Annotated in this window: 23 protein-coding genes; 8 read left to right on the forward strand and 15 right to left on the reverse strand. The window is 55.3% G+C overall.

Annotated features, from left to right (window positions below; translation table 11 throughout):
- Positions 1–36 precede the first annotated feature (36 nt).
- Genes JGF26_RS14325 through JGF26_RS14335 form a run of 3 tightly spaced genes read left to right on the forward strand, consistent with a single transcriptional unit; the run spans position 37 to position 2,637 of the window.
- On the forward strand, positions 37–507 hold the full coding sequence (locus JGF26_RS14325; RefSeq protein WP_134708237.1) for a MarR family transcriptional regulator: 471 nt from the start codon (positions 37–39) through the stop codon (positions 505–507).
- On the forward strand, positions 504–1,571 hold the full coding sequence (locus JGF26_RS14330) for an HlyD family secretion protein (RefSeq protein WP_134708238.1): 1,068 nt from the start codon (positions 504–506) through the stop codon (positions 1,569–1,571). Before JGF26_RS14325 ends, JGF26_RS14330 begins: the two co-directional genes overlap by 4 nt.
- Entirely contained in the window at positions 1,561–2,637 is a 1,077-nt protein-coding gene (locus JGF26_RS14335) for a DUF2955 domain-containing protein (protein ID WP_134708239.1), read from the forward strand. Before JGF26_RS14330 ends, JGF26_RS14335 begins: the two co-directional genes overlap by 11 nt.
- Here JGF26_RS14335 and JGF26_RS14340 read toward each other — a convergent pair.
- A complete protein-coding gene (locus JGF26_RS14340) occupies positions 2,634–3,905 on the reverse strand; it encodes a DUF445 domain-containing protein (RefSeq protein ID WP_134708240.1) in 1,272 nt (423 codons plus the stop codon). The genes JGF26_RS14335 and JGF26_RS14340 overlap by 4 nt on opposite strands.
- Before the next feature lie 237 nt (positions 3,906–4,142).
- On the opposite strand from JGF26_RS14340, the gene JGF26_RS14345 reads away from it, so the two are divergent.
- Genes JGF26_RS14345 through tssD form a run of 3 tightly spaced genes read left to right on the forward strand, consistent with a single transcriptional unit; the run spans position 4,143 to position 5,509 of the window.
- On the forward strand, positions 4,143–4,505 hold the full coding sequence (locus JGF26_RS14345; RefSeq protein WP_028016541.1) for a tlde1 domain-containing protein: 363 nt from the start codon (positions 4,143–4,145) through the stop codon (positions 4,503–4,505).
- Positions 4,502–5,017: a hypothetical protein gene (locus JGF26_RS14350; RefSeq protein ID WP_229255525.1), complete on the forward strand. Its 516-nt coding sequence runs from the start codon at positions 4,502–4,504 to the stop codon at positions 5,015–5,017. Before JGF26_RS14345 ends, JGF26_RS14350 begins: the two co-directional genes overlap by 4 nt.
- Positions 5,018–5,509: a type VI secretion system tube protein TssD gene (tssD, locus tag JGF26_RS14355; RefSeq protein WP_028016543.1), complete on the forward strand. Its 492-nt coding sequence runs from the start codon at positions 5,018–5,020 to the stop codon at positions 5,507–5,509.
- A 21-nt stretch (positions 5,510–5,530) separates the two neighbouring features.
- On the opposite strand, the gene JGF26_RS14360 is transcribed toward tssD, so the two are convergent.
- A complete protein-coding gene (locus JGF26_RS14360; protein ID WP_134708241.1) occupies positions 5,531–6,157 on the reverse strand; it encodes a LysE family translocator in 627 nt (208 codons plus the stop codon).
- A gap of 48 nt (positions 6,158–6,205) precedes the next feature.
- Positions 6,206–6,949 (reverse strand): AraC family transcriptional regulator, encoded by a 744-nt coding sequence (locus tag JGF26_RS14365; RefSeq protein ID WP_134708242.1) that lies wholly within the window; start codon positions 6,947–6,949, stop codon positions 6,206–6,208.
- A gap of 151 nt (positions 6,950–7,100) precedes the next feature.
- Between JGF26_RS14365 and JGF26_RS14370 the strand changes: the two genes are divergently transcribed.
- Positions 7,101–8,471: an NAD-dependent succinate-semialdehyde dehydrogenase gene (locus tag JGF26_RS14370; protein WP_134708243.1), complete on the forward strand. Its 1,371-nt coding sequence runs from the start codon at positions 7,101–7,103 to the stop codon at positions 8,469–8,471.
- Between the two features lie 50 nt (positions 8,472–8,521).
- On the opposite strand, the gene JGF26_RS14375 is transcribed toward JGF26_RS14370, so the two are convergent.
- A complete protein-coding gene (locus JGF26_RS14375; protein WP_028016547.1) occupies positions 8,522–9,067 on the reverse strand; it encodes a YfaZ family outer membrane protein in 546 nt (181 codons plus the stop codon).
- Between the two features lie 410 nt (positions 9,068–9,477).
- Between JGF26_RS14375 and JGF26_RS14380 the strand changes: the two genes are divergently transcribed.
- Positions 9,478–10,836 carry an esterase-like activity of phytase family protein gene (locus JGF26_RS14380; RefSeq protein ID WP_134708244.1) on the forward strand — a complete coding sequence of 453 codons (1,359 nt, stop codon included), beginning with the start codon at positions 9,478–9,480 and terminating at the stop codon, positions 10,834–10,836.
- A 430-nt stretch (positions 10,837–11,266) separates the two neighbouring features.
- Here JGF26_RS14380 and yjiA read toward each other — a convergent pair whose 3' ends face one another.
- The 11 genes from yjiA to JGF26_RS14435 form a co-directional block, all read right to left on the reverse strand.
- Positions 11,267–12,220 carry a GTPase gene (yjiA, locus tag JGF26_RS14385; RefSeq protein WP_134708245.1) on the reverse strand — a complete coding sequence of 318 codons (954 nt, stop codon included), beginning with the start codon at positions 12,218–12,220 and terminating at the stop codon, positions 11,267–11,269.
- Positions 12,221–12,230: 10 nt separating this feature from the next.
- Complete coding sequence (locus JGF26_RS14390; RefSeq protein WP_003856610.1) at positions 12,231–12,434, reverse strand: YbdD/YjiX family protein; 204 nt, start codon at positions 12,432–12,434, stop codon at positions 12,231–12,233.
- Between the two features lie 54 nt (positions 12,435–12,488).
- Entirely contained in the window at positions 12,489–14,642 is a 2,154-nt protein-coding gene (locus tag JGF26_RS14395; RefSeq protein WP_028016551.1) for a carbon starvation CstA family protein, read from the reverse strand.
- Positions 14,643–14,832: 190 nt separating this feature from the next.
- On the reverse strand, positions 14,833–15,750 hold the full coding sequence (locus tag JGF26_RS14400; RefSeq protein ID WP_028016552.1) for a WYL domain-containing protein: 918 nt from the start codon (positions 15,748–15,750) through the stop codon (positions 14,833–14,835).
- A gap of 179 nt (positions 15,751–15,929) precedes the next feature.
- A complete protein-coding gene (locus JGF26_RS14405) occupies positions 15,930–16,439 on the reverse strand; it encodes a 4-hydroxyphenylacetate 3-monooxygenase reductase subunit (RefSeq protein ID WP_134708246.1) in 510 nt (169 codons plus the stop codon).
- Positions 16,440–16,456: 17 nt separating this feature from the next.
- Complete coding sequence (hpaB, locus tag JGF26_RS14410) at positions 16,457–18,019, reverse strand: 4-hydroxyphenylacetate 3-monooxygenase, oxygenase component (RefSeq protein ID WP_028015397.1); 1,563 nt, start codon at positions 18,017–18,019, stop codon at positions 16,457–16,459.
- A gap of 177 nt (positions 18,020–18,196) precedes the next feature.
- Complete coding sequence (hpaA, locus tag JGF26_RS14415; protein ID WP_134708247.1) at positions 18,197–19,129, reverse strand: 4-hydroxyphenylacetate catabolism regulatory protein HpaA; 933 nt, start codon at positions 19,127–19,129, stop codon at positions 18,197–18,199.
- Entirely contained in the window at positions 19,101–20,447 is a 1,347-nt protein-coding gene (hpaX, locus tag JGF26_RS14420) for a 4-hydroxyphenylacetate permease (RefSeq protein WP_134708248.1), read from the reverse strand. The genes hpaA and hpaX overlap by 29 nt, the downstream gene beginning before the upstream one ends.
- 21 nt (positions 20,448–20,468) lie before the next feature.
- Positions 20,469–21,266: a 4-hydroxy-2-oxoheptanedioate aldolase gene (hpaI, locus tag JGF26_RS14425; RefSeq protein ID WP_128348638.1), complete on the reverse strand. Its 798-nt coding sequence runs from the start codon at positions 21,264–21,266 to the stop codon at positions 20,469–20,471.
- A gap of 9 nt (positions 21,267–21,275) precedes the next feature.
- Positions 21,276–22,079: a 2-oxo-hept-4-ene-1,7-dioate hydratase gene (gene hpaH, locus JGF26_RS14430; RefSeq protein WP_128348639.1), complete on the reverse strand. Its 804-nt coding sequence runs from the start codon at positions 22,077–22,079 to the stop codon at positions 21,276–21,278.
- 105 nt (positions 22,080–22,184) lie between these two features.
- Entirely contained in the window at positions 22,185–22,565 is a 381-nt protein-coding gene (locus JGF26_RS14435; protein ID WP_049007411.1) for a 5-carboxymethyl-2-hydroxymuconate Delta-isomerase, read from the reverse strand.
- Positions 22,566–22,571 lie beyond the last annotated feature (6 nt).

Below are 22,571 nucleotides of genomic sequence, written 5' to 3' on the forward strand. Positions count from 1 at the left end.
CTATTATCGTGACCGCGTGTGATGAGAGGTTTCCCCATGAGTGAAGAAAATCTGTTTAGCCGCAGGCCGATGGGCATGCGGATGGCAATGATCGTGCGTCAGTGGCGTGCCGTCATTGACGATGCCATTCTCGATACCGGATTAACCCAGTCGAGCTGGACAGTAATGATGCAGCTTCATCAGCTTGGGGATAACGTCTCGGTGAGTGAACTGGCGGAGATGCAGGGGATTGAACTGCCGCCGCTGATGCGCACTCTGACACAGCTGGAAAAGCAGGGATACCTGCTGCGCTCCGTATCGCCTTATGACAAGCGCATCCGGCTTCTGACGCTGACGCCTGAGGGAAAAACCATATTAAAAAGGCTTACTCAGGTGATTGAGACATATCAGGCGCGTGTATCGCAAAACATCGCGCCGGAACATATCGACATTTTCAGCGCCACCCTGAATCAATTCGCCTGCAATTTGCGGACAATCCGCGAAGAAGATAACAAGATCGAAAAATAATGACGCCTGAACAAAAGTTTGCCCGCTGGGTAAGGGTGAGTATTGCCTCTTTCCTGCTGATGTTTGTCTACTTTATCGTCGCGGATATCTGGATCCCGCTGACGCCAGATTCCACCGTGATGCGCGTGGTGACGCCGGTTTCTCCGCGCGTCTCCGGCTACGTGGCGGCAGTTCACGTGCATAACAACAGCCAGGTGAAGAAAGGCGATCTGCTCTTTGAACTGGATGACACGCCGTTTCGCAATAAAGTGGAAGCGGCGCAAATCGCGCTGGAGCAGGCACGTCTTTCCAACGAACAGCTGGATGCGCAAATCGCCGCCGCGCAGGCCAACCTGAAAACCGCCGTGCTGACCGCGCGTAACGACAAAGTCACGTTTGATCGTTATCAGAAGTTGAGCACCCTGCAGAACGTTTCGCAGGCGGATCTGGATAAAGCCCGCACCACCTGGCAGAGCAGCGAACAGTCTGTCAGCTCGATTCAGGCCAATATCCAGAACCTGCGCATCCAGCGCGGCGAGCGGGACGAGCACCGCAACGTGACGCTGCAAAAATACCGTAACGCGCTGGATGACGCAGAGCTGAACCTCGGATGGACAAAGGTCTACGCGCAGGCGGACGGTACGGTGAGTAACCTGCAGCTAAGCCCCGGTTTCTATGCCTCGTCAGGCTCAGCCGCGCTGGCGCTGGTGAACAACCAGACCGATATCGTGGCCGACTTCCGTGAAAAAAGCCTGCGTCATACCCATCAGGGCACCGACGCGGCCGTGGTGTTTGACGCCTTTCCGGGGCACGTCTTTCGCGCCCACGTGACCAGCAGCGATGCGGGGATCCTTGCGGGCCAGGAGGCCGTTAACGGCCAACTGTCAGAGCCGGAAACCTCTAACCGCTGGGTACGTGATGCCCAGCGGATGCGCATTCACGTGACGCTGGATGAAACGCTGCCGAAGCATCTGCCAACCGGGGCTCGCGCGACCGTGCAGCTCTACAACAGTGAAGGCCCGTTTGCGCGCTTCTTCTCCAGGATGCAGATCCATCTGGTAAGCCTGCTGCACTATGTCTATTAATACGCTGGCGCGGGTATTTACCCCGCACGGTAATATCGTCTACACGGCAAACGATTTTCGTCAGACCCTGCGAATCGTGTTTGCCGGGATGATTGCCCTGAGCATCTCGAGTTTCTACAACACCAGCTACGGCGTGTTTTATGTGGTCTACCCGATCATGCTTCTGTCGCTGGTCCCGGTGTTTAACCGCCACGTGGCGAAGCAGTTTATCTTCAGCGCATCGCTAAACTGCATTGAAATGGTGATTATCATCGGCTATCTGTCGCAATGGCCGCTCATTATGACGCTGGTGGTGTTTGCCCTGTACGTGATGCGTTTTCGCTTTATGAGCAAGGGGCCACTGTTCCTCTTCGGTTCGATGGGGGTGGTGTGTCAGAGCGTGATGCTCAATTTTATGAGCTATCCCACGACTAACTGGCACACGCTTTTGTTTTCCAACATCGAAGCGAGCGTCATGGCCGTGAGCCTGAGTGCGTTGATGAACTATCTCCTGCCAGATGTGGAGCCGCGCAAGCCACCGCCGTTGATTGAGAAAGATGACGCCCGGGTGCGACACGAGTCGCTGCTCTCCGGCACCGTCGCGACGCTGATATTCGTGGTGTTTCAGATTAGCGATTTAAGCGATTCGCTCTCGGCGCTGATGGCGGGGATATTGATTCTGTTCCCGATGCACTATCGCGGCGCGGTGATGAGCTCCATCTGGCGCGTGGTCGGCGTAGTGCTGGGCTGTCTCTATATTCTTGTCGTCCAGCTTATCCTCTACGATCACAGCAGCCATATGCTGCTGATGATGCCACTTATTGGCCTCGGCCTGGCGTTTGGTGCGCGTCTGCATGTGATGGAGAAAGTAGGGGCCGGGGTGGGGTTTTCCAGCATCACCACCATCGGCATTATGTTCGGGCAGAACATGCACCCGGACACTGACCTGGTGTTCAGCGATCTCTATCGCATCACCTCCGTCACCTTTTCGCTGGTAGCAACGCTGACGATGGTCTTTCTCGTGCATCTGGTTTTGAATCGCTTCGAGGCGACGCGCTACGTTATCGCGCCGCCCAAAGAAGATTAGAAACTCAGTACGACGGGGAGTTGCGAGAGTAAAAACAGGATCAGGCCAATCGTCCCGCCCACCAGCGTGCCGTTGACGCGGATGAACTGCAGATCCTTGCCAATATTCAGTTCAATCTGGCGGGACATATCTTTGGCATCCCAGCTTTTCACCGTGTCGCTGATGTGCCGGGTCAGGAACGCGGCGAAATCCGGTGCGAGGCGGTGCGCGGCCTGCTCCAGATGCTCGTTCAGCGACGCCCGCAGGCTGGCGTCGTTTGACAGCGTTTCGCCAAACCACAGCCCGGCGTTGGCGATGCGCTGCTTCACGCGCGAATCCTCACTTTGCATATCCGCTTTCAGCCACTGGCGTAGGTCAGCCCACATTTCCCCCAGATAGCGGTTAAACGCCTCATCGTTCTTCAGATAGTGCTTGATGTTGTCGGCTTTCGCCGCCATCTCCGGGTCATTTTTCAGGTTGTTGATAAGCTTCAGCGTGGCGCGGTCGAACGCCTGGCGGATCTGGTGCGTGCGGTCGTGGCTGATATCGTCCAGCAGCGTATTTACCGCGTTCGATACCATCTCCGCACTCTGGTCACCTAGCCACTCGGTGGGCAGCACCATTGCCTTACGCGGATGCTCGGTCTTCAGCCAGTGGACAATCTGGTCGGCAATAAAGTCCCGCGTGCTTTCTCGCTGAATCAGGGTAATCAGGCGGTTGATGATGGCGTCCAGCAGCACCTGGTGGCGATGATTTCTGGTCATGCTTTCGAGGATCACGGCGCTGGTTTCGGTGAAGTCGACCTTGTCGATGGCCTTATGCACCGCGCGCTTGAGCAGACGCTGGATACGTCCATCGTCGGTGAGTTCGAGAAAACCGCTCATCACCTGCATTAGATGCAGCCCGACGCGCTGGGCGTTGTCTGGTTTACTGAACCAGGCACCGATCATCTGTGCGGGTTCATAGCGGCGGATCAACGCCACCAGCGACTGGGTATCAAGAAATTTTTCCTGCACGAACTGGCCGAGATTGTCGCCGATCCTGTCCTTATTGCGCGGGATAATTGCCGTATGGCGCGAGATGAAGGGAATGGGCACTCTGCGGAACAGCGCAACCACGGCAAACCAGTCTGCCAGCGCGCCGACCATCGCCGCCTCGGCAATGGCCTTCACACCGCGCACCCAGAAGGTCTGCGGCAGGAACAGGGTGGTGATAAACGCCGCAGAGGCCAGCAGTAGCAGCGACAGCGCCAACAGCTTGGCGCGTTTGAGTTCTGTTATTTTTTCCATGAGTTAAGGATAGAGGGAATTGAACGAAAAATGCAAAGCTGGTGTATGGGGAGGTGTCTTAAAATGAACAGACATTTATTATCCGATAAATATATACATTACAATTATTCATTATTAATTTTTCTATATTTTTTGTGCTTAACTCTTCTCGAATGTAAGGTTTTGTGATTGATGTGGTAATTTTTGCTCTTTATTAATATTAAGGTGGGTTAATTTTAATGACAGGGAGCAAGGTTAATGACATGGGAATATGAGATTTCTACAGGGATATTAAGTCACAATGGTGAGTTTATTGCCCGCTGCTATAGCGGTGCCGGTGAATCGAAAGACAAACCTGAGTGTGAACGGCAACGAAACAAAGGCCCTATTCCACGTGGTATTTATTTTATTGCCGGATGGAATAATCACAAAAGTGCTGAGGCGATTATTCTTGAACCTATAGCGGGGACCAATACTTTTGGTAGGAGTTATTTTCAAATTCATGGTGATAAGAAAGGGCAACCGCCAGGTTCTGCGTCAGCAGGTTGCATTATTATGAATGGACAGGATAAGCGTCATCTGATTTATAATTCGGGTGACACAATACTGGTGGTGAGATGATGAAATATTTCATTGTTTTTTTCTTCTCGTGTTTTTCAGTAGTGTTATTGGCAAAAGATCACTCTCCTGAGCAGATTATGCAGATGATAAATAACAAAGGCGCCAGGAGTGTTGTGGATAATCTGTATTCAAATGATAGTGAAGGGTCGGAATGGTGGAACCATGTAATTCCGGAGATAAGTAAAGGAGCCCATGCATGGTTAGTCGTAGCGAGTGCCATCGAACCCGGGGTGGACGCCGGTACCGCTGAAGATTTAAAGGCGGCGCTTTCAGAAGCCATCCCACATAACCCTGAGGGAGTCTTAGCAATCTTAAAAGACGATAAACCGTTGCTCACTATTGAACAAATCTGCTCTTTTGCTAATTTTCCGGAGACAGAAGCAGAGAGTAATAAGCTTTATGTAGATTCAATCAGGGAAATTTTTAAGGTTAACAACCCTAAGGGTAAAAGATGTCTCGCTGTTATGATCGCTACTGTTGAAAACTCAGTTCCATTCGAAAAGGATAATTAAATGGCCATCCCAGGATATATGTCCTTAACGGACGATGCGGGTAATATCATAAAAGGTAGCGTAAAGGTTAAAGACCGTGAAAACCAGATTGAAGTCTTAGGACTCTATCATAACGTAAGTTATAACTCTGATCTTCATAATGGCAGAGTGTTGAGTAAATGCCAGCATCGCCCATTTCTTATTGAAAAGGAAATTGATGCTTCCAGTGTTCTGCTATACAAAGCACTGAGTACGGGAGGCACACTCAGGAAAGTGGCTATCGACCTTTATCGAATCAACGATGCCGGTCAGGAAGAAATCTATTTCACGATAACGCTGGAAGCGGTAAATATCGTCACATTGTTTTCATTGATGCATGACGTGAAAGATACTTATCATGAAAAACAGGGGCATCTTGAGCTTGTTTTGCTTCGTTATGAAAAGATTACCTGGCATTACCGTGACGGCAACGTTATTCATACGGATGACTGGGATTATCGGTTAGGGGTTTAAGAAGGGCCTGTGAAAATCCTTTCATAGCAACCGCCACAACACCCACCCACCAAACCCCATCAGCACTACTCCTGCCGCGCGCTCAATCAACCACAGCGAACGGCTGAGCTTCTGTTGCACCGCCGATAGCCCCATCAGCGACACCAGCGCCAGATCCCACATCAGAACCACCATCACCATCCAGACGCCGCAGGTCGCCTGCTGAAGCAGCGTGACGTCCGGTCCCAGTAGCGCCGTCATCAGCGCCAGATAGAACAACGCATTCTTCGGATTAAGCAGCGCGGAACCGAGCCCCAAAAGAATCTGCTTACGCAGTGAAGGGAAGCGCTGGTGAGTTTCATTCAGCGCCAGTGCCTGCGGTCGGCTGCGCACCAGATGCGAGCCGATCCATAGCAGGTACAGCGCCCCGCAAAGCTCGATAAGCGTAAATAGCCACGTAAACTGGCGCAGCGCGCTCCAGCCGATAATCACCAGAACAATATAGAGCGCGTTACCCCCGGCGATGCCGACGCACAGCCCGGCGCTGCCGCGTAACCGATAGCGCGCCGAGTAGCCCACAAGCAGGAAGAAATCCGGGCCCGGGCTTAACAGGGCAACAAAATGCGCCAGCGCCAGGGCGAGAAAAGCGGAAGGGAAGAACAGTTCCATAGCGACCTCAGAATGCAAAACCGGGTACAGACTACGGAAACGCAGAACCTATTTATTGTCTGATATTGATCGGCCCGTGGCGTACTGGCGCGGCGTGGCGGCGGTATAGCTCACGAAGGTCTTGTGAAAATGGCTCTGGTCGGCAAACCCGCTCTGGTAGCCGACGTCGGCGATATTATCCCCGGCGCGCAGCCGCGCTTTGGCATACTCTACTCGGGAGATATTGAGGAAGCTCCCCGGCGTCAGGCCGGTATCCTGTCTGAAAGTGCGGATCAGCGTCTCCTTGCGCAGCGAGAATCGTTGGGCAAGTTCGTCTAGGGAAGGCGGGCTGGCGAGATCGGAAAGAAATGCCTGCTGAACCTGCTGGCTGGTTACGCGAAGCGCGTCTGTATTATCCGCACAGCGGGGAAGGACAGAAAGCAGCCTGTCGACGGATGCCGGAGACATCGTCTCCACAATATCAAGGTAGTACTTAAAGAACGCAGGGTTGCGAATCACCTGAAGCGCCAGAGGAAGCCCGGTGTCGATATAGAGCATGTGGTAGCTGCGCGGCTTTCCGGCGACGGGGTTGCAGCTGTGCGGCACATAAGCTGGGATCACAATCAGGTCCCCGGGCTGGAGGATGTACTCTCTGTCATGGCACATGCAGCAGGTCTGGCCTTCTACTATCGCGCCAATGGAGACCTCAGGATGACAGTGACGTTTGTACGCCTGCGTACTCTGCCACGTGCTTCGCAGCTCAAGTCCTGAGGCGCGGTGAAACGTCTGGCGGATATGTCGGGTATTGGTCATGGGAACTCCTTCTGGAGGTTTTTTATACCACGTCAAACAACCGTCTGGCAGCGCTTCATTAAGAACCTTCCGGATATACCCAACTTTACGTCCATAGCCAGTCACGTTGACTACCCTTAATACCCTAAGCGGTAAAACAAGGAGATTCGACATGGCTTATCAGACAGTAAATCCTGCCACTAACCAGCTCATCAAAGAATACCCCTCTCATACCGACGCGGATATCGAAGCGGCACTGAAGGCGGCCGATGCGCTCTACCATTCAGAATGGGCGAAAGGCGACATCAGCCAGCGCCTGTCAGTGCTGCATAAGCTTGCCGACCTGATCGACCAGCGCACCGAGGAGCTGGCTAAAATCGCCAGCCAGGAGATGGGTAAGCTCATCGAACAGAGCCGCGGTGAGGTGAAGCTGTGTGCGAAAATCGCCCGCTATTATGCTGATAACGCGAAACAATTCCTGGCCCCGGTGAAGTATGAGTCTGAACTCGGGGAAGCGTGGGTGGAGTATCACCCCATCGGCGTGCTGATGGCCGTCGAGCCGTGGAACTTCCCGTATTACCAGCTGATGCGCGTTCTGGCACCGAACCTGGCGGCGGGTAACCCCGTGCTGGCAAAACATGCCAGCATCGTGCCGCACTGCGCCGAGGCGTTTGCCCATCTGGTGCGCGAAGCGGGGGCACCGGAAGGGGCGTGGACTAACCTGTTTATCTCGTCCGATCAGGTGGCGAACATCATCGCCGACGATCGCGTGCAGGGGGCCGCGCTGACCGGTTCCGAAAAAGCCGGTAGCGTCGTGGCTGCGCAGGCGGCGAAGCACATTAAGAAATCGACCCTTGAGCTAGGTGGTAACGACGTCTTCGTGGTGCTTGATGATGCGGACCTGGACAAAGCCGTGAAGATTGGCGTGAATGCGCGACTCAACAACGCCGGGCAGGTCTGCACCGCGGCGAAGCGCTTTATCCTGCACGAGAAAATTGCAGATGCCTTCCTCAGCAAATTCACCGAGGCGTTTAAGCAGGTGAAGATTGGCGATCCGCTGGACGAAAGCACCACTCTGGGGCCGCTGTCGTCTAAAGATGCCCTGGAAACGCTGACCAGACAGGTTAACGAAGTGGTGAAAAACGGTGCGACGCTGCACTATGGCGGCAAACCGGTGCCGCGAGACGGGAGTTTCTTCGAGCCGACGATCCTGACGACTATCTCGCGCGACAATCCGGCGTATTTCGAAGAGTTCTTCGGCCCGGTGGCGCAGATGTTCGTGGTGAAAAACGATGACGAGGCGGTTGCGTTGGCCAACGACTCCCACTACGGCCTGGGCGGGGCGGTATTCAGTCAGAATATCGAGCGCGCGAAGAAAATGGCGTCGCGGATTGAAACAGGGATGGTGTATATCAACTGGCTCACCGATACCGCGCCAGAGCTGCCGTTCGGCGGCGTGAAGCGCTCCGGCTACGGACGCGAGCTGTCGGATCTGGGGATCAAAGAGTTTGTGAACCAGAAGCTGGTGGTGGTGCGTAAGTAAGAGGTAATAAAAAACCTGCCAGACGGCAGGTTTTTTATCTGTGCGGAGCCTTAGAAGCTCACGCCGCCGCCCACATAGGCGCCGTCAATCAGCGTATGGCCAGGACGGCCGTCTTTGCCATCTACGCTCACGTGACGGTAACCCACTTTCAGGGTCACTGGCGTAATTGGCGTCCAGCTTACGCCGCCATTGGCTTCAACGTAGTTTTTCACGCTGTTGTTCAGACCTTCTGGAGCGACATAACCTTCACCAAATACGTGAATGCTGTCGGTCAGGGCAACGTTAACGCCGCCACCAATCGGGAACGCCACGCCGTTATCGCCTTTTTTCGGGCCAAGGTAGATCGCCTTCGCGCCCGCATTCAGCATGACCGGGCCGACTTCCAGGTTGTAACCTGCACCCACGCCGCCGGTCTGGGTGCCGTCATCGGTGTTTTTAAGCCAGTTGCTTTCGGCATACAGGCCAGACGAGGATTTACCCATTTCCAGATTGAGGTTGGTAAAGTTTTTACCCTGCTCAATGCTGCCACCCATCGCCAGTGCGGAACCCGAGATAGCGGTCAGAGCAGAAAGAAGAAGGATATTCAGTTTTTTCATGTTTTATGCCTCGTCATCAAATTAATCTTACGGCACCTTAACAAGCGATGTTTATGACTGCAAATGTGGTTAGGATCAACTTTTTATACTGTAAATGTTAATTTTCTTGCTCAAATTGTTATGAGGGCGTTTTGTTTTAGGGGTGTCAACGCGTGATTTTCTGCTGTTTAAGAACAGTTTAATTTTTTGACTAAACATAAACTGAACGAGGCGGGGATAATCATTCGGAATGCATTAATGGCATTTCTAATAATTTCCAGAAATGTTTCAGGTGTCATACAAAACCACAAAAAATTACATTTCTGGCACTGATTATACGTTCAACTGCTCGGCCCTGTTTCCTCGCAATGTCATTTTTCTGACACGTTGATTCTTTACGGTGTTGGCTTCACTCTATGGATGCTAACAATATGAAAAGAAAAATTATTCCTGTACTTATCGGTTGTGCGCTCTCTTTCTCTGGCCTGGCGGCGCAGCCCACGGCTGAACACTATGTCGTTAGCTTTCCCGAAGGCTCCCACGTGAGCTACAGCGGGGCGTTTGCGGATGCTTTCCCGCATGGACTTCCTGTCGGAATCGGTTCTGGCCTGTTGTTCACCGGCAAGCAGGGCGATGCGCTGACCTTCGTGACGGTTACCGATCGCGGTCCGAATGCGGACGCGCCAAAAATGGGTAAAAACGAAGCCAAAATTTTTGTTACGCCGGATTTCGCGCCGCTGCTGATGACCATCCGTGTACAAGACGGTAAAGCCGAGGCCATTGATGCCCGCCCTCTGCACGACGATAAAGGCGAGATTAACGGGCTACCGCTGCAAAGCGGCGTGATTGGCTCCACCAATGAAGTGGCATTCAGCGACACGTTAAAGACGCTGAAGGGTGACAACCGCGGGCTGGACACGGAAGGCATCACGCCGGACGGCAAAGGCGGATACTGGCTGTGCGACGAGTATGGTCCGTTCCTGATAAACGTCGACAGTAGTGGGAAAATCCTGGCTATTCATGGGCCGCAGGCGGCGGAAGGGGAAAAATCCATCGCGGGCGGTCTGCCAAACATTATCAAATGGCGTCAACCGAACCGGGGCTTTGAAGGTCTGACCCGTATGCCTGACGGACGCATTATTGCCGCTGTGCAAAGCACGCTGGATATCGACGGTAAAAGTAAAAAACAGGCGCTATTTACGCGTCTCGTCAGCTTCGACCCGGCGACCGGGAAAACCGCGATGTACGGCTATCCCATCGATAGCTCCGCCTACAGTAAAAACAGTGATGCCAAAATTGGCGACATTGTGGCGCTCGATGACCAGCACATCCTGCTGATTGAGCAGGGAAGCGATAAAAACGACGGGATGCGTAACCTGATCTACAAGGTGGATCTCAGCAAGGCGAGCGACCTTTCCGCCTTTGACAAGCCGGGCGAGTACCCGGAGTTTGATGATGAGAAGACCCTGGCTCAGCGCGGTATAACCCTTGCGGTGAAAACGCAGGTCGTTGATTTACGCGCCCTCGGCTGGCAGCAGGAGAAGGCCGAAGGGCTGGCGCTGATCGACAGCAAAACGCTGGCGGTGGCGAACGATAACGACTTTGGCGTAAAGGTGGCGATGCAAAACCCGGTCGAGGGCAAGAAGCTCAAGGATTATCGGGTGAACGCAGAAGGTAAGCTGACGCTGGATGATAAACCGGTGGAAACCACGCTCAGCGTGAAGCCGCTGAAGAAGCCGGAGTCGGACAGTGAACTGTGGATTGTGACGCTGCCGGAGGCGGTGAAATAAGTATCCCCACAAAATAATGCCTGCACAGACGGCCCCCTCTCCCTTGAGGGAGAGGGCTGGGGTGAGGGGGAACATACGGCTGTGGAGGTTATTCCGTTCACTTTATGTTCCTTGCTACTCTGTAACGGCATGACCTGTGAACGTGCCAGGGTGGCTCACTCGCCACCACCCTGGCGACCCGGGCTCCCGGCGGTAAATCGCCGCTTCGCGGTGCCCTCAGCTTATTCCTTCAGGCTATCGGGTCGGGCATGAGCCTGCATCCCTGCAGGCCACGCCCTCTCGGCGCATCCCTGCGCCTCGCCCCGGCCTTACGGAAACGCCTCGGCGATTTACAGCCGGACCAGGACATCGCTGTAATTTATTCATTTTCCTGATACAAAGCTCATCGCTTCAGGTTAATAAATTACTGGGCAGAGGGGATGCATAGCGGTTATTTCTGTAGTCCCGCAAACGCCGCCCGAATTTCTTCTTCCGGGAGTTGAATACCGATAAACACCATCACGCTGCGTGGCGTTTCCTCACCCCACGGCCTGTCCCAGTCGGCGCTATATAAACGCTGTACACCCTGGAACAGCAGGCGGTTTGGTTCACCGTCTATCCACAGCATCCCTTTGTAGCGCAAAAGCTTGTCGGCAAACGACAGCAGCAGGTTCTCCATGACGCGGGACACGTCGCTGATATCCACCGGGTAATCCAGCTCGACTACAATCGACGACACGTCGTTTTGCTTGTCGGCCATAAAGTGAAAGCGCGGCTTCGAGGTGACGTTCTCTTCCAGCATAAAGCCGTTGGTGTTGAACAGCTGAGACAGGTCGATATCCCCGTGCGTCACCGTGTAAATCGGGGCGCGCGAGTTGATGCGCGTCAGGCGCTCGCGCAGTTTTTCGCTCTCGCCCGCCACGTCGGTTTTGGTCAGCAGAATGCGGTCGGCATAACCCACCTGAGACTGAGCAATGGTGAACTGGTTCATCTGCTCGTCGGCATGGACGGCATCGACAAGCGCAATCACGCCGTCCAGCAGGTAGCGCTGGCAGAGGATCTCATGGGCGAAAAAGGTCTGAATAATTGGGCCGGGGTCAGCCATGCCGGTGCATTCAATCACCAGACGGTCGAAATTGATGTCACCACGATCGCGGCTGTCGAGCAGGTCCAGCAGAGCGTCTTCCAGTTCGTTAGAGCGAGTGCAGCAAATGCAGCCGTTGGTCAGGGTTTTGATCTGCGTGGCGCGATCGCCGATCAGCTGATCGTCTACCGAAACTTCGCCAAACTCGTTTTCGATAACGGCGATTTTGAAGCCGTGCTGCTCGTTCAGAATATGGCGCAGCAGGGTGGTTTTACCTGCGCCGAGGAAACCGGTCAGCAGGGTGACGGCAATCGGGGTCATGGTGTCTCCTTTAGCAGCAGCGGACGCCGCCTTCTCCACTTCCGCCGTAGCGCGCTTCCTGACGCTCGCGGAAGAATTCGGTGTAGGTCATGTACGGCTTATCCGGATGGTTGGTCTTCATATGCTCAACGTAGTTGTCATAGTCCGGAATGCCAATCAGCATTTTCGCCGCCTGACCGAGGTATTTTTTTGCTTCGCCTAAGTTACCAAACATAACGTGTCCTGATAAGAACAAAGCCCCGCCGAAGCGGGGCTGGATATGACGTCATTAATGGTGTGAAGAGGTCTTCACGCCGCCTTCCGGCACCGGCACATACGGGGTTTCTTTATCCGTACGACCCTCGGCGTTACGCACTTTCAGCCAGGTTTTGATGCCGTAGAAGATGATGCTGTACACCACCACCAGGAACAGAATACTCAGGCCCGCGTTGGTGTAGTTGTTCACCACGATATGGTTCATGTTGGCAATCTGCTGCGCAGTCAGGTCTGCGCCGCCTGCGGCAATCTTCTCTTTGTACTGGTTAGCCATAAAGAAGAAGCCTTCCAGCTGCGGGTTGGCACTGAACAGTTTCAGGCCAAGTGCCCAGGTGGTGCAGAGCAGCAGCCACAGCGCAGGGACCACGGTGACCCAGATGTATTTGGTGCGTTTCATCTTCACGAGGACAACGGTACCGAGCACCAGAGCAACGGCTGCGAGCATCTGGTTAGAGATACCGAACAGCGGCCACAGGCTCTTCACGCCGCCCAGTGGGTCGACAACACCCTGATACAGCAGGTAACCCCACAGGCCAACACAACCCGCCGTGCCCAGAACGCCCGCAACCAGAGAGTCGGTTTTCTTCAGGAACGGCACGAAGTTACCCAGCAGATCCTGCAGCATGAAGCGGCCTGCACGGGTACCGGCGTCCAGCGCGGTCAGGATGAACAGGGCTTCAAACAGAATACCGAAGTGGTACCAGAAGCCCATGTCCGCCCATGGCAGCACTTTGTGGAACACGTGCGCGATACCGACAGCCAGCGTTGGAGCACCACCTGCACGGTTCAGCACGGACGGTTCGCCGATGTCTTTCGCGGTCTGCATGATCTGCTCAGGCGAAATCACGAAGCCCCAGGAACTGACGGTCGCTGCAGCATGTGCGCTTGCGTCTTTCAACTGCGCCATAATCAGCGCCGCGTTGTCACCACCCATCTCATGCAGGTTTGGCATGGTAATGCCCAGACCCGCCGGAGGCGTGTTCATCGCGAAGTAGAGACCCGGTTCGATAATGGACGCAGCAACCAGCGCCATGATCGCCACGAAGGATTCCATCAGCATGGCACCGTAACCGATCAGACGTGCGTCTTTCTCGTTCGCCAGCAGCTTAGGTGTGGTACCTGAAGAGATCAGCGCGTGGAAGCCTGAAACTGCACCACACGCGATGGTGATGAACAGGAACGGGAACAGCGCGCCTTTCCACAGTGGGCCAGTACCGTCGATGTACTGCGTCACTGCTGGCATTTTCAGATCCGGGTTAATCACCAGGATACCGATCGCCAGACCGACGATCACGCCGATTTTCAGGAAGGTCGCCAGGTAGTCACGCGGAGCCAGAATCAGCCATACCGGCAGCAGAGCGGAGATAAACGCATAACCGATCAGCGCGAAGGTGATGGTGGTGTCCTTAAAGGTCAGCGCCGGGCCCCAGTACGGGTCGTGCGCAATCACGCCGCCGAAGTAGATAGAGGCCACCAGCAGCACGATACCAATCACCGACACTTCGCCCACGCGTCCAGGGCGCAGGAAGCGCATGTAGATACCCATGAACAGCGCAATCGGCACGGTAGAGCAGACGGTGAAGACACCCCACGGACTCTCAGCCAGGGCTTTCACCACGATCAGAGCAAGCACCGCGAGGATGATGATCATAATCAGGAAGCAGCCGAACAGGGCGATAGTCCCCGGCACGCGGCCCATCTCTTCTTTGACCATCTCACCCAGAGAGGCGCCGTTACGACGAGAAGAGATAAACAGCACCATAAAGTCCTGCACCGCACCCGCCAGCACGACACCGGCGAGCAGCCACAGGGTGCCCGGCAGGTAGCCCATCTGCGCGGCCAGTACCGGGCCGACCAGGGGGCCTGCGCCAGCGATAGCGGCAAAGTGGTGACCAAACAGCACGTAGCGGTTGGTTGGCACATAGTTCAGGCCGTCATTGTTTATGACCGCCGGAGTGGCACGCGTCGGGTCGAGCTTCATGACCTTCTGCGCGATGTACAAGCTGTAGTAGCGATAAGCAACAAGATAGACGGAAACCGACGCGACCACGATCCACAGGGCGCTTACGTGCTCGCCCCGGCGTAATGCGACAACCGCCAGACAAAAAGCGCCGAGGATCCCGAGTAAGGCCCAGGGCACGTGCTTCAGTAGTTTTTTAGTATCCATAATAGACCTGGTTTTTTATGTAAAGAAAAAAGGGTCAGGGTTCGTTGTGAGGAGGTGTTGATTAATGCTGGTGGGATCTTGCCAGAACGTCGCGTGTGTAAAGGAGGGTAAATGGATGAGTGGTTGAAAGTGCCAGGTAAGCGGTCAAAGGTGGCGGCGAGTGGTTCCGGTTCGCCGCCAGCGGTCGAAATTATGTGATTGAGATCACTTGGTTATGCGCGCTGCTCTCCATTGCCAGGTAGCTTTCCAGTGTTCGGATGAGTTTCTCCTTAAGCCAGCTCGGCTCCAGGATCTGAATGTCTGGCAGCCAGTAGAAAAGCAGCGGCAAGATCTGATTTTCGTGTGCCGCCTGACAGCGCAGCGTGACGCCGCCGTGTTGCTCCTCCAGCAACTCTTGCTCCGGCAGGAGATCGCGGCGCAGGAAGTAATGTGAAATATTATTTTTAATAAATATTTTCACTGCGAAAGTATCTTCCGACACCCAGGGGTCGAGGCTTTTTTCCAGCAGCTCGCGGGCATTCTCTTCAGGAGTGAAGGTGGTCGTATGAATATCAAGCCAGCTAATCTGACTCAATGAGAAGGATTTCAGTCTGCCATTCTCGGTGGCTTGTAAATACCATATATTTTTTTTGTTAATCAGTTTATAGGGATTAATCAGACGGGTTTTACTCTTATAAACGATCTGGCAAACATTATGGTTCTTAATCGATTTCTCGATTTTCGCTAAATGACGACGAATATCGCGTTGTACCGTGTGTTCTGCTTCATTCCCAAGGATAAGAATATGGTTTTCGTCAACGCGTGTTTCAAGTTTCTGCCAGAATTCCGTATTTCTTTCAGGGAAAAAGCTATCAGCATTCAGGAAGTTAGCCAGTGAGTGATGTAATCCTTGTCCGCCGGGAGATTGTGAAGAATGGATCAGTCGATATAGCCCATTACCGGTATGTTCAACAATCGGAGAGAGTGCATTTAAATCCCGGTAGACGGTACGCTCGGTAATTTTAAATTTTTCCATTAGCGCACTGCGGTTTACCACACCGTTTAAATGTAGTTCAACCAGAATATCGACCAGACGTTCAGCCGAGCGGCTCCGCGTCGTTTTAGCCATAAGGTCATCCTGTATATTTGTGTATGCGCTGAATGATGCGGATGGCACTGACAACAGATGTCAGTATTCAGGCACAGAAAATTTCTCTTATGGTTATATAACGGCGTGATTTAGTGGAAACCTTAGGAATTTTTGTGGAAAGCGGCGCTGGCCGGAAAAAAAGGCCAGCGCGAGAGGGGTTATACTGCGGCTTCCGTCTCCATCATGACCGGGTGAAAACGGCGTTTGAAGTAGATCAGGCCATGTTCTGCGTCACTCAGAATGATATTTTTAATTTCAACGAGATAGACAAGATGCGTACCGATGGTTTGCACCTGGCTTATCTCGCCCTCAAGGCTGGCCAGCGCGCCTTTCAGAACCGGTTGTGCCAGCGCACCGTTCTGCCAGCAGGAGAGCGCAAAGCGCTCCTCCATGGCCATACCGGTCATTCCGGCGAAGTGGCGAGCCATGATCTCCTGCTCGTGGTTCAGCACGTTAACGCACAGCCTGCCGTTGCCCTGAAATACCGGGTTCATGGCGCTATTGGCGTTGATGCATACCATCAGCGATGGTGGTGTGTCCGTTACCGAGCAGACGGCGGTGGCGGTGATCCCGCAGCGACCAGTTTCACCCTCGGTGGTGATAACATTCACTGCGGCCGACAGACTGGCCATCGCATCGCGAAAACGCAGACGTTGTTCTGATTGCATTGTCATCTCCCGCTGCGTTATTTCAGCAGCTTATCCAGCATGTTGATATCGCTGTTGTTGTGCAGGTGCGGCACCGTCCAGCCGTGTTGGTCGTACTCGGACATGCAGCGGTCGACCATTGCCATCATCTTGTCCATGTTGCCGGAGCTCTGCGCCTGACGCAGACACTGCAGGCGGATCTCATCCTGGCTACCGGAGTAGTTGATTTCGTACAGCTCGTGACGGCCGCCAAATTCGCTGCCGATGGCGTCCCACATCAGTTTTAAAATCTTGATGCGTTCGACGTGATCCATACCGTTGGAGCCGCGCACGTATTTCGCCAGATACTGGTCGATCTGCGGGTTGTTCAGATCCCGGGCACTGGACGGCAGGTAGATCAGACCGGACGTCACGTTACGTTCGATGATGTTCTTGATCTTCGCGTAGGCCATCGGTGCCATTACGCGGTAGGTTTGCAGCGCGGCGTGATCCGGCAGATACGCACCGTTGACCCACGGCGTGGCTTCAGAGCACATGGAGTCGCTCAGCGCCCAGAACATGTTGCGCCAGGCCACCACTTCGCCGAGATCTGCCTGCACGCCGCGGAACTCCAGGGTACCGGTACACTCCAGGGATTTCTTCAGCAGGGCAGTGATGAAGTCGAGCTTCACCGCCAGACGTACGCAGGCCTGCAGCGGGTACATACGGGCAAAGCCACCTTCCATTGTCCAGCGACGGCAACGGTCGAAATCGCGGTAGATCAGCACGTTTTCCCACGGGATCAGCACATTGTCCATCACCAGGATCGCGTCGTTCTCGTCGAAGCGGCTGGAGAGCGGGTAGTCGTACGGGGAGCCTGTTGCGCCTGCCACCATCTCGTAAGAGGCGCGGGAGATCAGCTTCACGCCTTCGGCATCCATCGGGGCGACGAACATCAGCGCGAAATCCGGGTTTTCGCCCATCACCTGCGCGGAGCCGAAGCCAATCATGTTGTAGTGAGTCAGCGCCGAGTTGGTGGCCACCACTTTCGCACCGCTGACGATAATTCCCGCGTCGGTCTCTTTCTCCAGCTTGATGTAGACATCTTTCACTTCATCGGCGGGTTTATGGCGATCGATCGGGGGGTTAACGATCGCGTGGTTGAAGTACAGGCCGGTTTCCTGAATGCGGGTGTACCAGTTGCGAGCGTTCTGTTCGAACTGACCGTAGAAGGCCGGGTTAGCGCCGAGCGCGCAACCAAATGCCGCTTTGTAATCCGGCGTGCGACCCATCCAGCCGTAGCTCAGGCGCGACCACTCGGCGATGGCATCACGCTGCTGGCGCAGGTCGTCGGCACTTTTCGCCACGCGGAAGAACTTATGGGTATAGCCGCCACTGCCCGTATCGGTACCCCAGCACAGCGTGTCCTGCATGTCCGGCTTGTGCAGGGCATCGTACATCTGCGCGATGGAGGCTGCCGCATTACGAAATGCCGGGTGGGTGGTGACGTCTTTGACGCGCTCGCCGTAGATATAAATCTCACGACCGTCCTGCAGGCTTTTTAAATACTCTTCGCCGGTTAACGGGCGTTTGGCATCAGCGCGGAAATCTTCTGGCTTCATAGGGACCTCGTATCGGAATAGGGTTGTTAAATTTATGTTTTGTTTTTGTTGTTTAATTGAAGCGTGAGAGGGGAGGAACGTGAAGGGACGATTGGGACAACGGCGGGTACTTTTCGCGAGAGATCGCAGAGTGTGATTTCCCTCACCCTAACCCTCTCCCAGAGGGAGAGGGGACGGTTACTCCCTCTCCCTTTGGGAGAGGGCAGGGGGGTGGGGAACAGGTGACACCGGTACTTTCTGCGCCCGATAGCTGCTCGGCGAGCACCCCACTAAACGGTTAAAAAAGCGGGCAAAATAGGCCGGATCTTTAAACCCGAGCTGCCAGGCAATCTCACTGACCGCGCTGTCGGAGAAGAGCAGCAACCGCCTGGCTTCGCGCAGCTGGCGGTCGAAGATCAGCCGCTTCGGCGGACGGTTGGCAAAGCGGCGGCAGATATCGGTCAGACGGGATTCGGTGAGATGAAGTTCGCTGGCATATTCCGGCACTGTCCAGTGCTGGTGGTAGTGCGCATCAATCAGTTGCGTAAAGCGCTGGAAAAGTTTGAGCTCGCCGCGCATCCCGCCTGAAGCATGGTCGTCGAGGTTCGCGTTGCGCAGCAGCAGGGTGAACACCGCCTGTGCCAAAAGTGCCAGCGTATGTTCACGTCCGGGCAGCTGTTCCGTGGATTCGCGTTCGATCAGCCGCCAGTAGTGTTTCAGCGCCGCCAGTTCATCCGGTTTGTCGGCCAGGGACAAGCAGATCCCCGGCAGGCCGAACGTTTCACGCGTGCCGGGGTAGAGCACTTCCAGCAGCGGCCAGATCAGATCCTCGCGCACGGTCAGGACATGCCCGTCGCTGTCAGATTCGGTGATAAACGCGTGCGGCACCGACGGTGGCGTAAGGACGAAAAGCGGCGCCTGCACCGAATAGCGGTGATCGTCGAGCTGAAGCTCAATCTGCCCGGTATCAAGAAAGTGCATCTGAAAATACTGGTCGTGACGATGCGCCTGCATGTCGCGGCCAAAAAAGGCCGCCATGCGCGCGAACGACTGGTAGTGCACATCGTCGGTGCCCAGACTTTCGTCGTACTCCTTGCTGATATCAATGTTGGCGATGGGGCTCTGGCACATGGCCGCTCCTCTGCTGATCCCGGTGCGTCATCGGGATGCGTGTTAATACCAGCGCACCGACCACCAGCAGCCCGGCGACAAACCACAGCCCTGAACTGAAGCTTCCTGTCGCATCACGCAGAATGCCGATCAGCAGCGGGCTGACGGCAGATCCCACGTTGCCGATGGCATTGATCACCGCCAGTGCCACCGCGCGGGATTGCAGGCTAATAACCTGATCCGGCGTGGTCCAGAATATCGCCATGGCGGTAAACGATCCGGTTGAGGCCATGATGATGCCAAGTAGTTGGATCAGACTGTGATCCGTCGCCGAGGCCAGCATCCATCCCGCCGCCGCGAACAGATACGGCAGGATGGTGTGCTTTTTTCGCTCTTTCAGCCTGTCGGAGCGGCGGCTCCACCAGATCATCCCGAGGATGGTACAAAATTGCGGGATCGCCGCCAGCAGGCCGATCACGATATTGCTGCTGTGGCTGTTAAAGCTTTGCAGGATCTGTGGCGTCCAGATGTTGATTGCACTCAGCGTGTTGGTCAGACAGAAATAGGCCAGGGTGTAGAGCAGCACCGCAGGGGTCAATACTTCACGTAGCGTCGAGCGCGGCGTGGCGGAATGCGCAACGGCAAGCTCCTGCTCGCGGGCGATCATGGTTTTGAGCGCCTGCTTTTCGTCATCATCCAGCCAGGTGGCCTGATCCGGCGTGTCGTTAAGGAAGAACCAGGTCACCACGCCAAGCACCACGGACGGCAGGCCTTCCAGCAGGAACAGCCACTGCCAGCCTTTCAGGTTCCATAGCCCGTCCATCGCCAGAATGTACCCGGAGAGGATCGAGCCGAGCATCATGGTCACCGGCATGGCAATCATAAACAGCGCGTTGGCGCGGGCACGGTGATACGCCGGGAACCACCAGGTGAGATACACCAGGATCCCCGGCAGGAAGCCGGCTTCGGCAATGCCCACCAGCATACGCAGGACGTAGAGCGTCTGCGGGCTGGTGGCGAACATGGTGCAGGTCGAGGCAATGCCCCACACCACCATGATCCCGGCGATCCAGCGGCGTGCGCCGATCCTGGCCAGCATGATGTTGCTCGGGATCCCACACAGCACGTAGGTGACGTAAAACAGCGTTGCCGCCAGGCCAAACATGGTGGAGGTCAAGCCCAGATCTTTGCCCATCGTCAGCCCGGCAAAGCCAATGTTAATGCGGTCGAGAAACGAGAAGACAAACAGGATAAAGAGAAACACGATCAAGCGACGGAACAGTTTGTTAATGACGCGATGTTCAACAGCTTTATTATTTTGCAGGGTAGAGGTCGTCATGGTGCGCTCCAGATCTTACGTTTAGTAGACGGATTTATTGTTATTAACTGACGTAACCGGTTTTTCGATAAATCTTGCAGCCAGGGCTTCGGCGCTGCGGGCGAGCAGGGTGGTATCAACGCCGACGGCGACAAACAATGCGCCGAGTTCGAGATAGCGTTTTGCCAGCGCTTCATTCGCCATCAGGATGCCGGGCGCTTTACCTGCGTCGCGTATCTGGGCAATGGCCTGTTCGATAGCGGCCTGTACGTCCGGGTGCTGCGGATTACCCGCAAAACCCATGTCGGCGCTGAGATCCGCCGGGCCGATAAACACCCCGTCGACCCCTTCCACGTCCAGGATCTGCGGCAGATTTTTTAGCGCCTCGCGGGTTTCGATTTGCACCAGTACGCACATGGCATCGTTCGCCTGTTGCAGGTAATCCGGGATACGGTTCCAGCGCGACGCACGGGCCAGCGCACTGCCCACACCGCGAATACCCGCAGGGGGATAACGGGTAGCGCTTACCGCCAGCCGGGCTTCATCGGCGTTTTGCACCATCGGTACCAGCAGGGTTTGCGCGCCCACGTCGAGCAGCTGTTTGATCTGCACCGGATCGTTCCACGACGGGCGCACGACCGGCTGGCTGGCGTAAGGCGCAATTGCCTGTAGCTGCGTTAAGACGGTTTGCACATTGTTTGGTGCGTGTTCACCGTCGATCAGCAGCCAGTCGAAGCCCGCGCCTGCCAGCAGTTCGGCGCTGTAGCTGCTGGTCAGCCCCAGCCATAACCCAATTTGCGGCGTTCCGGATTTCAGCGCCGCTTTGAATGCGTTTTGCATGGTTGTCTCCTAGACGAAGCGGCAACTGATGGAGCCCATGTTGCCGTAGTCGACATGGAAGGTATCGCCCTTGCTGGCAGCCACCGGGCGGGTAAACGAACCGCCGAGGATGATTTGCCCCGGTTCAAGCTGCACGTCGTACGGTGCCAGTTTGTTCGCCAGCCACGCCACGCCGTTCGCCGGATGGTTCAGCACGCCTGCTGCGACGCCGGTCTCTTCGATCACGCCGTTGCGATAGAGCAGGGCGGAGATCCAGCGCAGATCCAGCTCGTCGGGTTTAATCGGGCGGCCACCGAGGATCACCCCAGCGTTGGCGGCGTTGTCGGAGATGGTGTCGAACACTTTGCGCGGGCGTTGGGTGTCGGGATCGATGTTGTGGCAGCGGGCGTCGATCAGTTCCAGCGCCGGGATCACGTAATCCGTAGCGTTGTAGACGTCGAAGATCGTGCAGTTCGGGCCGCGCAGCGGTTTGGCCAGCACGAAGGCCAGCTCCACTTCGATGCGCGGCACGATAAAGCGATCGACAGGGATGTCGCTGCCGTCGTGGAAGAACATGTCGTCCAGCAGCGCGCCGTAATCCGGTTCGCTGATCTGCGAGCTGGCCTGCATCGCTTTGGAGGTCAGGCCGATCTTGTGGCCTTTCAGTACGCGGCCTTCGGCGATTTTCAGGCTGACCCATTCGCGCTGCACGGCGTAGGCGTCGTCGATGGTGATCGTCGGGTAGTCCAGCGAGATCTGGCGGATCTGCTCGCGGGATTGCTCCGCCTGGTGCAGACGATGGGCGATCAGGGAATGGGTGTGTTTATCGAGCATGGCGTATCCTTTGTGCGGCTGTTGCCGGGTGGCGCTTCGCTTACCCGGCCTACGTTCGAGCCGTTGTAGGCCCGGTAAGCGAAGCGCCACCGGGCGAAAAGATGTCTACTTAAACAACGCGTGCACGTTGTTTTGTTTGTAATTGAGCGTTGGGTGAAGCTCGTCGAGCTCAAACGACAGCGCCAGATAGCGAGCCGCCATCAGATCCGCGAAATGCGTTTTGATAAGCTCAAACAGCATCTCACCCACGGCCTCACGGCTCTCCAGGCTTCGCCCGGCACCGATTTTCAAGGTCATGTGTACAAAGGCGTAATCATGTTTGCCGTCGGCCATCTGCCAGGTATCCAGCCAGTGCGCGCGGCTGCGGATGCCCCCGAGCGGGAAAATGCCCGTGGCGGCCAGCGCCTCGTTCACTTTGGCGAACAGTCCCGGCAGATCGGCCTGCTCGCGGATATTGTCGGTACATTCAGCGATAAAATGCGGCATGGTGGC

This window comes from Enterobacter sp. E1, from assembly GCF_016809815.1.
In the GTDB taxonomy this organism is placed as follows: domain Bacteria; phylum Pseudomonadota; class Gammaproteobacteria; order Enterobacterales; family Enterobacteriaceae; genus Enterobacter; species Enterobacter adelaidei.

Excerpts from the sequence above, each read along its gene's own strand:
- JGF26_RS14325 (WP_134708237.1), top strand. The coding sequence starts at position 37 with ATGAGTGAAGAAAATCTGTTTAGCCGCAGGCCGATGGGCATGCGGATG.
- JGF26_RS14335 (WP_134708239.1), top strand. The coding sequence starts at position 1,561 with ATGTCTATTAATACGCTGGCGCGGGTATTTACCCCGCACGGTAATATC.
- JGF26_RS14340 (WP_134708240.1), bottom strand. The coding sequence starts at position 3,905 with ATGGAAAAAATAACAGAACTCAAACGCGCCAAGCTGTTGGCGCTGTCG.
- JGF26_RS14345 (WP_028016541.1), top strand. The coding sequence starts at position 4,143 with ATGACATGGGAATATGAGATTTCTACAGGGATATTAAGTCACAATGGT.
- JGF26_RS14350 (WP_229255525.1), top strand. The coding sequence starts at position 4,502 with ATGATGAAATATTTCATTGTTTTTTTCTTCTCGTGTTTTTCAGTAGTG.
- tssD (WP_028016543.1), top strand. The coding sequence starts at position 5,018 with ATGGCCATCCCAGGATATATGTCCTTAACGGACGATGCGGGTAATATC.
- JGF26_RS14360 (WP_134708241.1), bottom strand. The coding sequence starts at position 6,157 with ATGGAACTGTTCTTCCCTTCCGCTTTTCTCGCCCTGGCGCTGGCGCAT.
- JGF26_RS14365 (WP_134708242.1), bottom strand. The coding sequence starts at position 6,949 with ATGACCAATACCCGACATATCCGCCAGACGTTTCACCGCGCCTCAGGA.
- JGF26_RS14370 (WP_134708243.1), top strand. The coding sequence starts at position 7,101 with ATGGCTTATCAGACAGTAAATCCTGCCACTAACCAGCTCATCAAAGAA.
- JGF26_RS14375 (WP_028016547.1), bottom strand. The coding sequence starts at position 9,067 with ATGAAAAAACTGAATATCCTTCTTCTTTCTGCTCTGACCGCTATCTCG.
- JGF26_RS14380 (WP_134708244.1), top strand. The coding sequence starts at position 9,478 with ATGAAAAGAAAAATTATTCCTGTACTTATCGGTTGTGCGCTCTCTTTC.
- yjiA (WP_134708245.1), bottom strand. The coding sequence starts at position 12,220 with ATGACCCCGATTGCCGTCACCCTGCTGACCGGTTTCCTCGGCGCAGGT.
- JGF26_RS14390 (WP_003856610.1), bottom strand. The coding sequence starts at position 12,434 with ATGTTTGGTAACTTAGGCGAAGCAAAAAAATACCTCGGTCAGGCGGCG.
- JGF26_RS14395 (WP_028016551.1), bottom strand. The coding sequence starts at position 14,642 with ATGGATACTAAAAAACTACTGAAGCACGTGCCCTGGGCCTTACTCGGG.
- JGF26_RS14400 (WP_028016552.1), bottom strand. The coding sequence starts at position 15,750 with ATGGCTAAAACGACGCGGAGCCGCTCGGCTGAACGTCTGGTCGATATT.
- JGF26_RS14405 (WP_134708246.1), bottom strand. The coding sequence starts at position 16,439 with ATGCAATCAGAACAACGTCTGCGTTTTCGCGATGCGATGGCCAGTCTG.
- hpaB (WP_028015397.1), bottom strand. The coding sequence starts at position 18,019 with ATGAAGCCAGAAGATTTCCGCGCTGATGCCAAACGCCCGTTAACCGGC.
- hpaA (WP_134708247.1), bottom strand. The coding sequence starts at position 19,129 with ATGTGCCAGAGCCCCATCGCCAACATTGATATCAGCAAGGAGTACGAC.
- hpaX (WP_134708248.1), bottom strand. The coding sequence starts at position 20,447 with ATGACGACCTCTACCCTGCAAAATAATAAAGCTGTTGAACATCGCGTC.
- hpaI (WP_128348638.1), bottom strand. The coding sequence starts at position 21,266 with ATGCAAAACGCATTCAAAGCGGCGCTGAAATCCGGAACGCCGCAAATT.
- hpaH (WP_128348639.1), bottom strand. The coding sequence starts at position 22,079 with ATGCTCGATAAACACACCCATTCCCTGATCGCCCATCGTCTGCACCAG.
- JGF26_RS14435 (WP_049007411.1), bottom strand. The coding sequence starts at position 22,565 with ATGCCGCATTTTATCGCTGAATGTACCGACAATATCCGCGAGCAGGCC.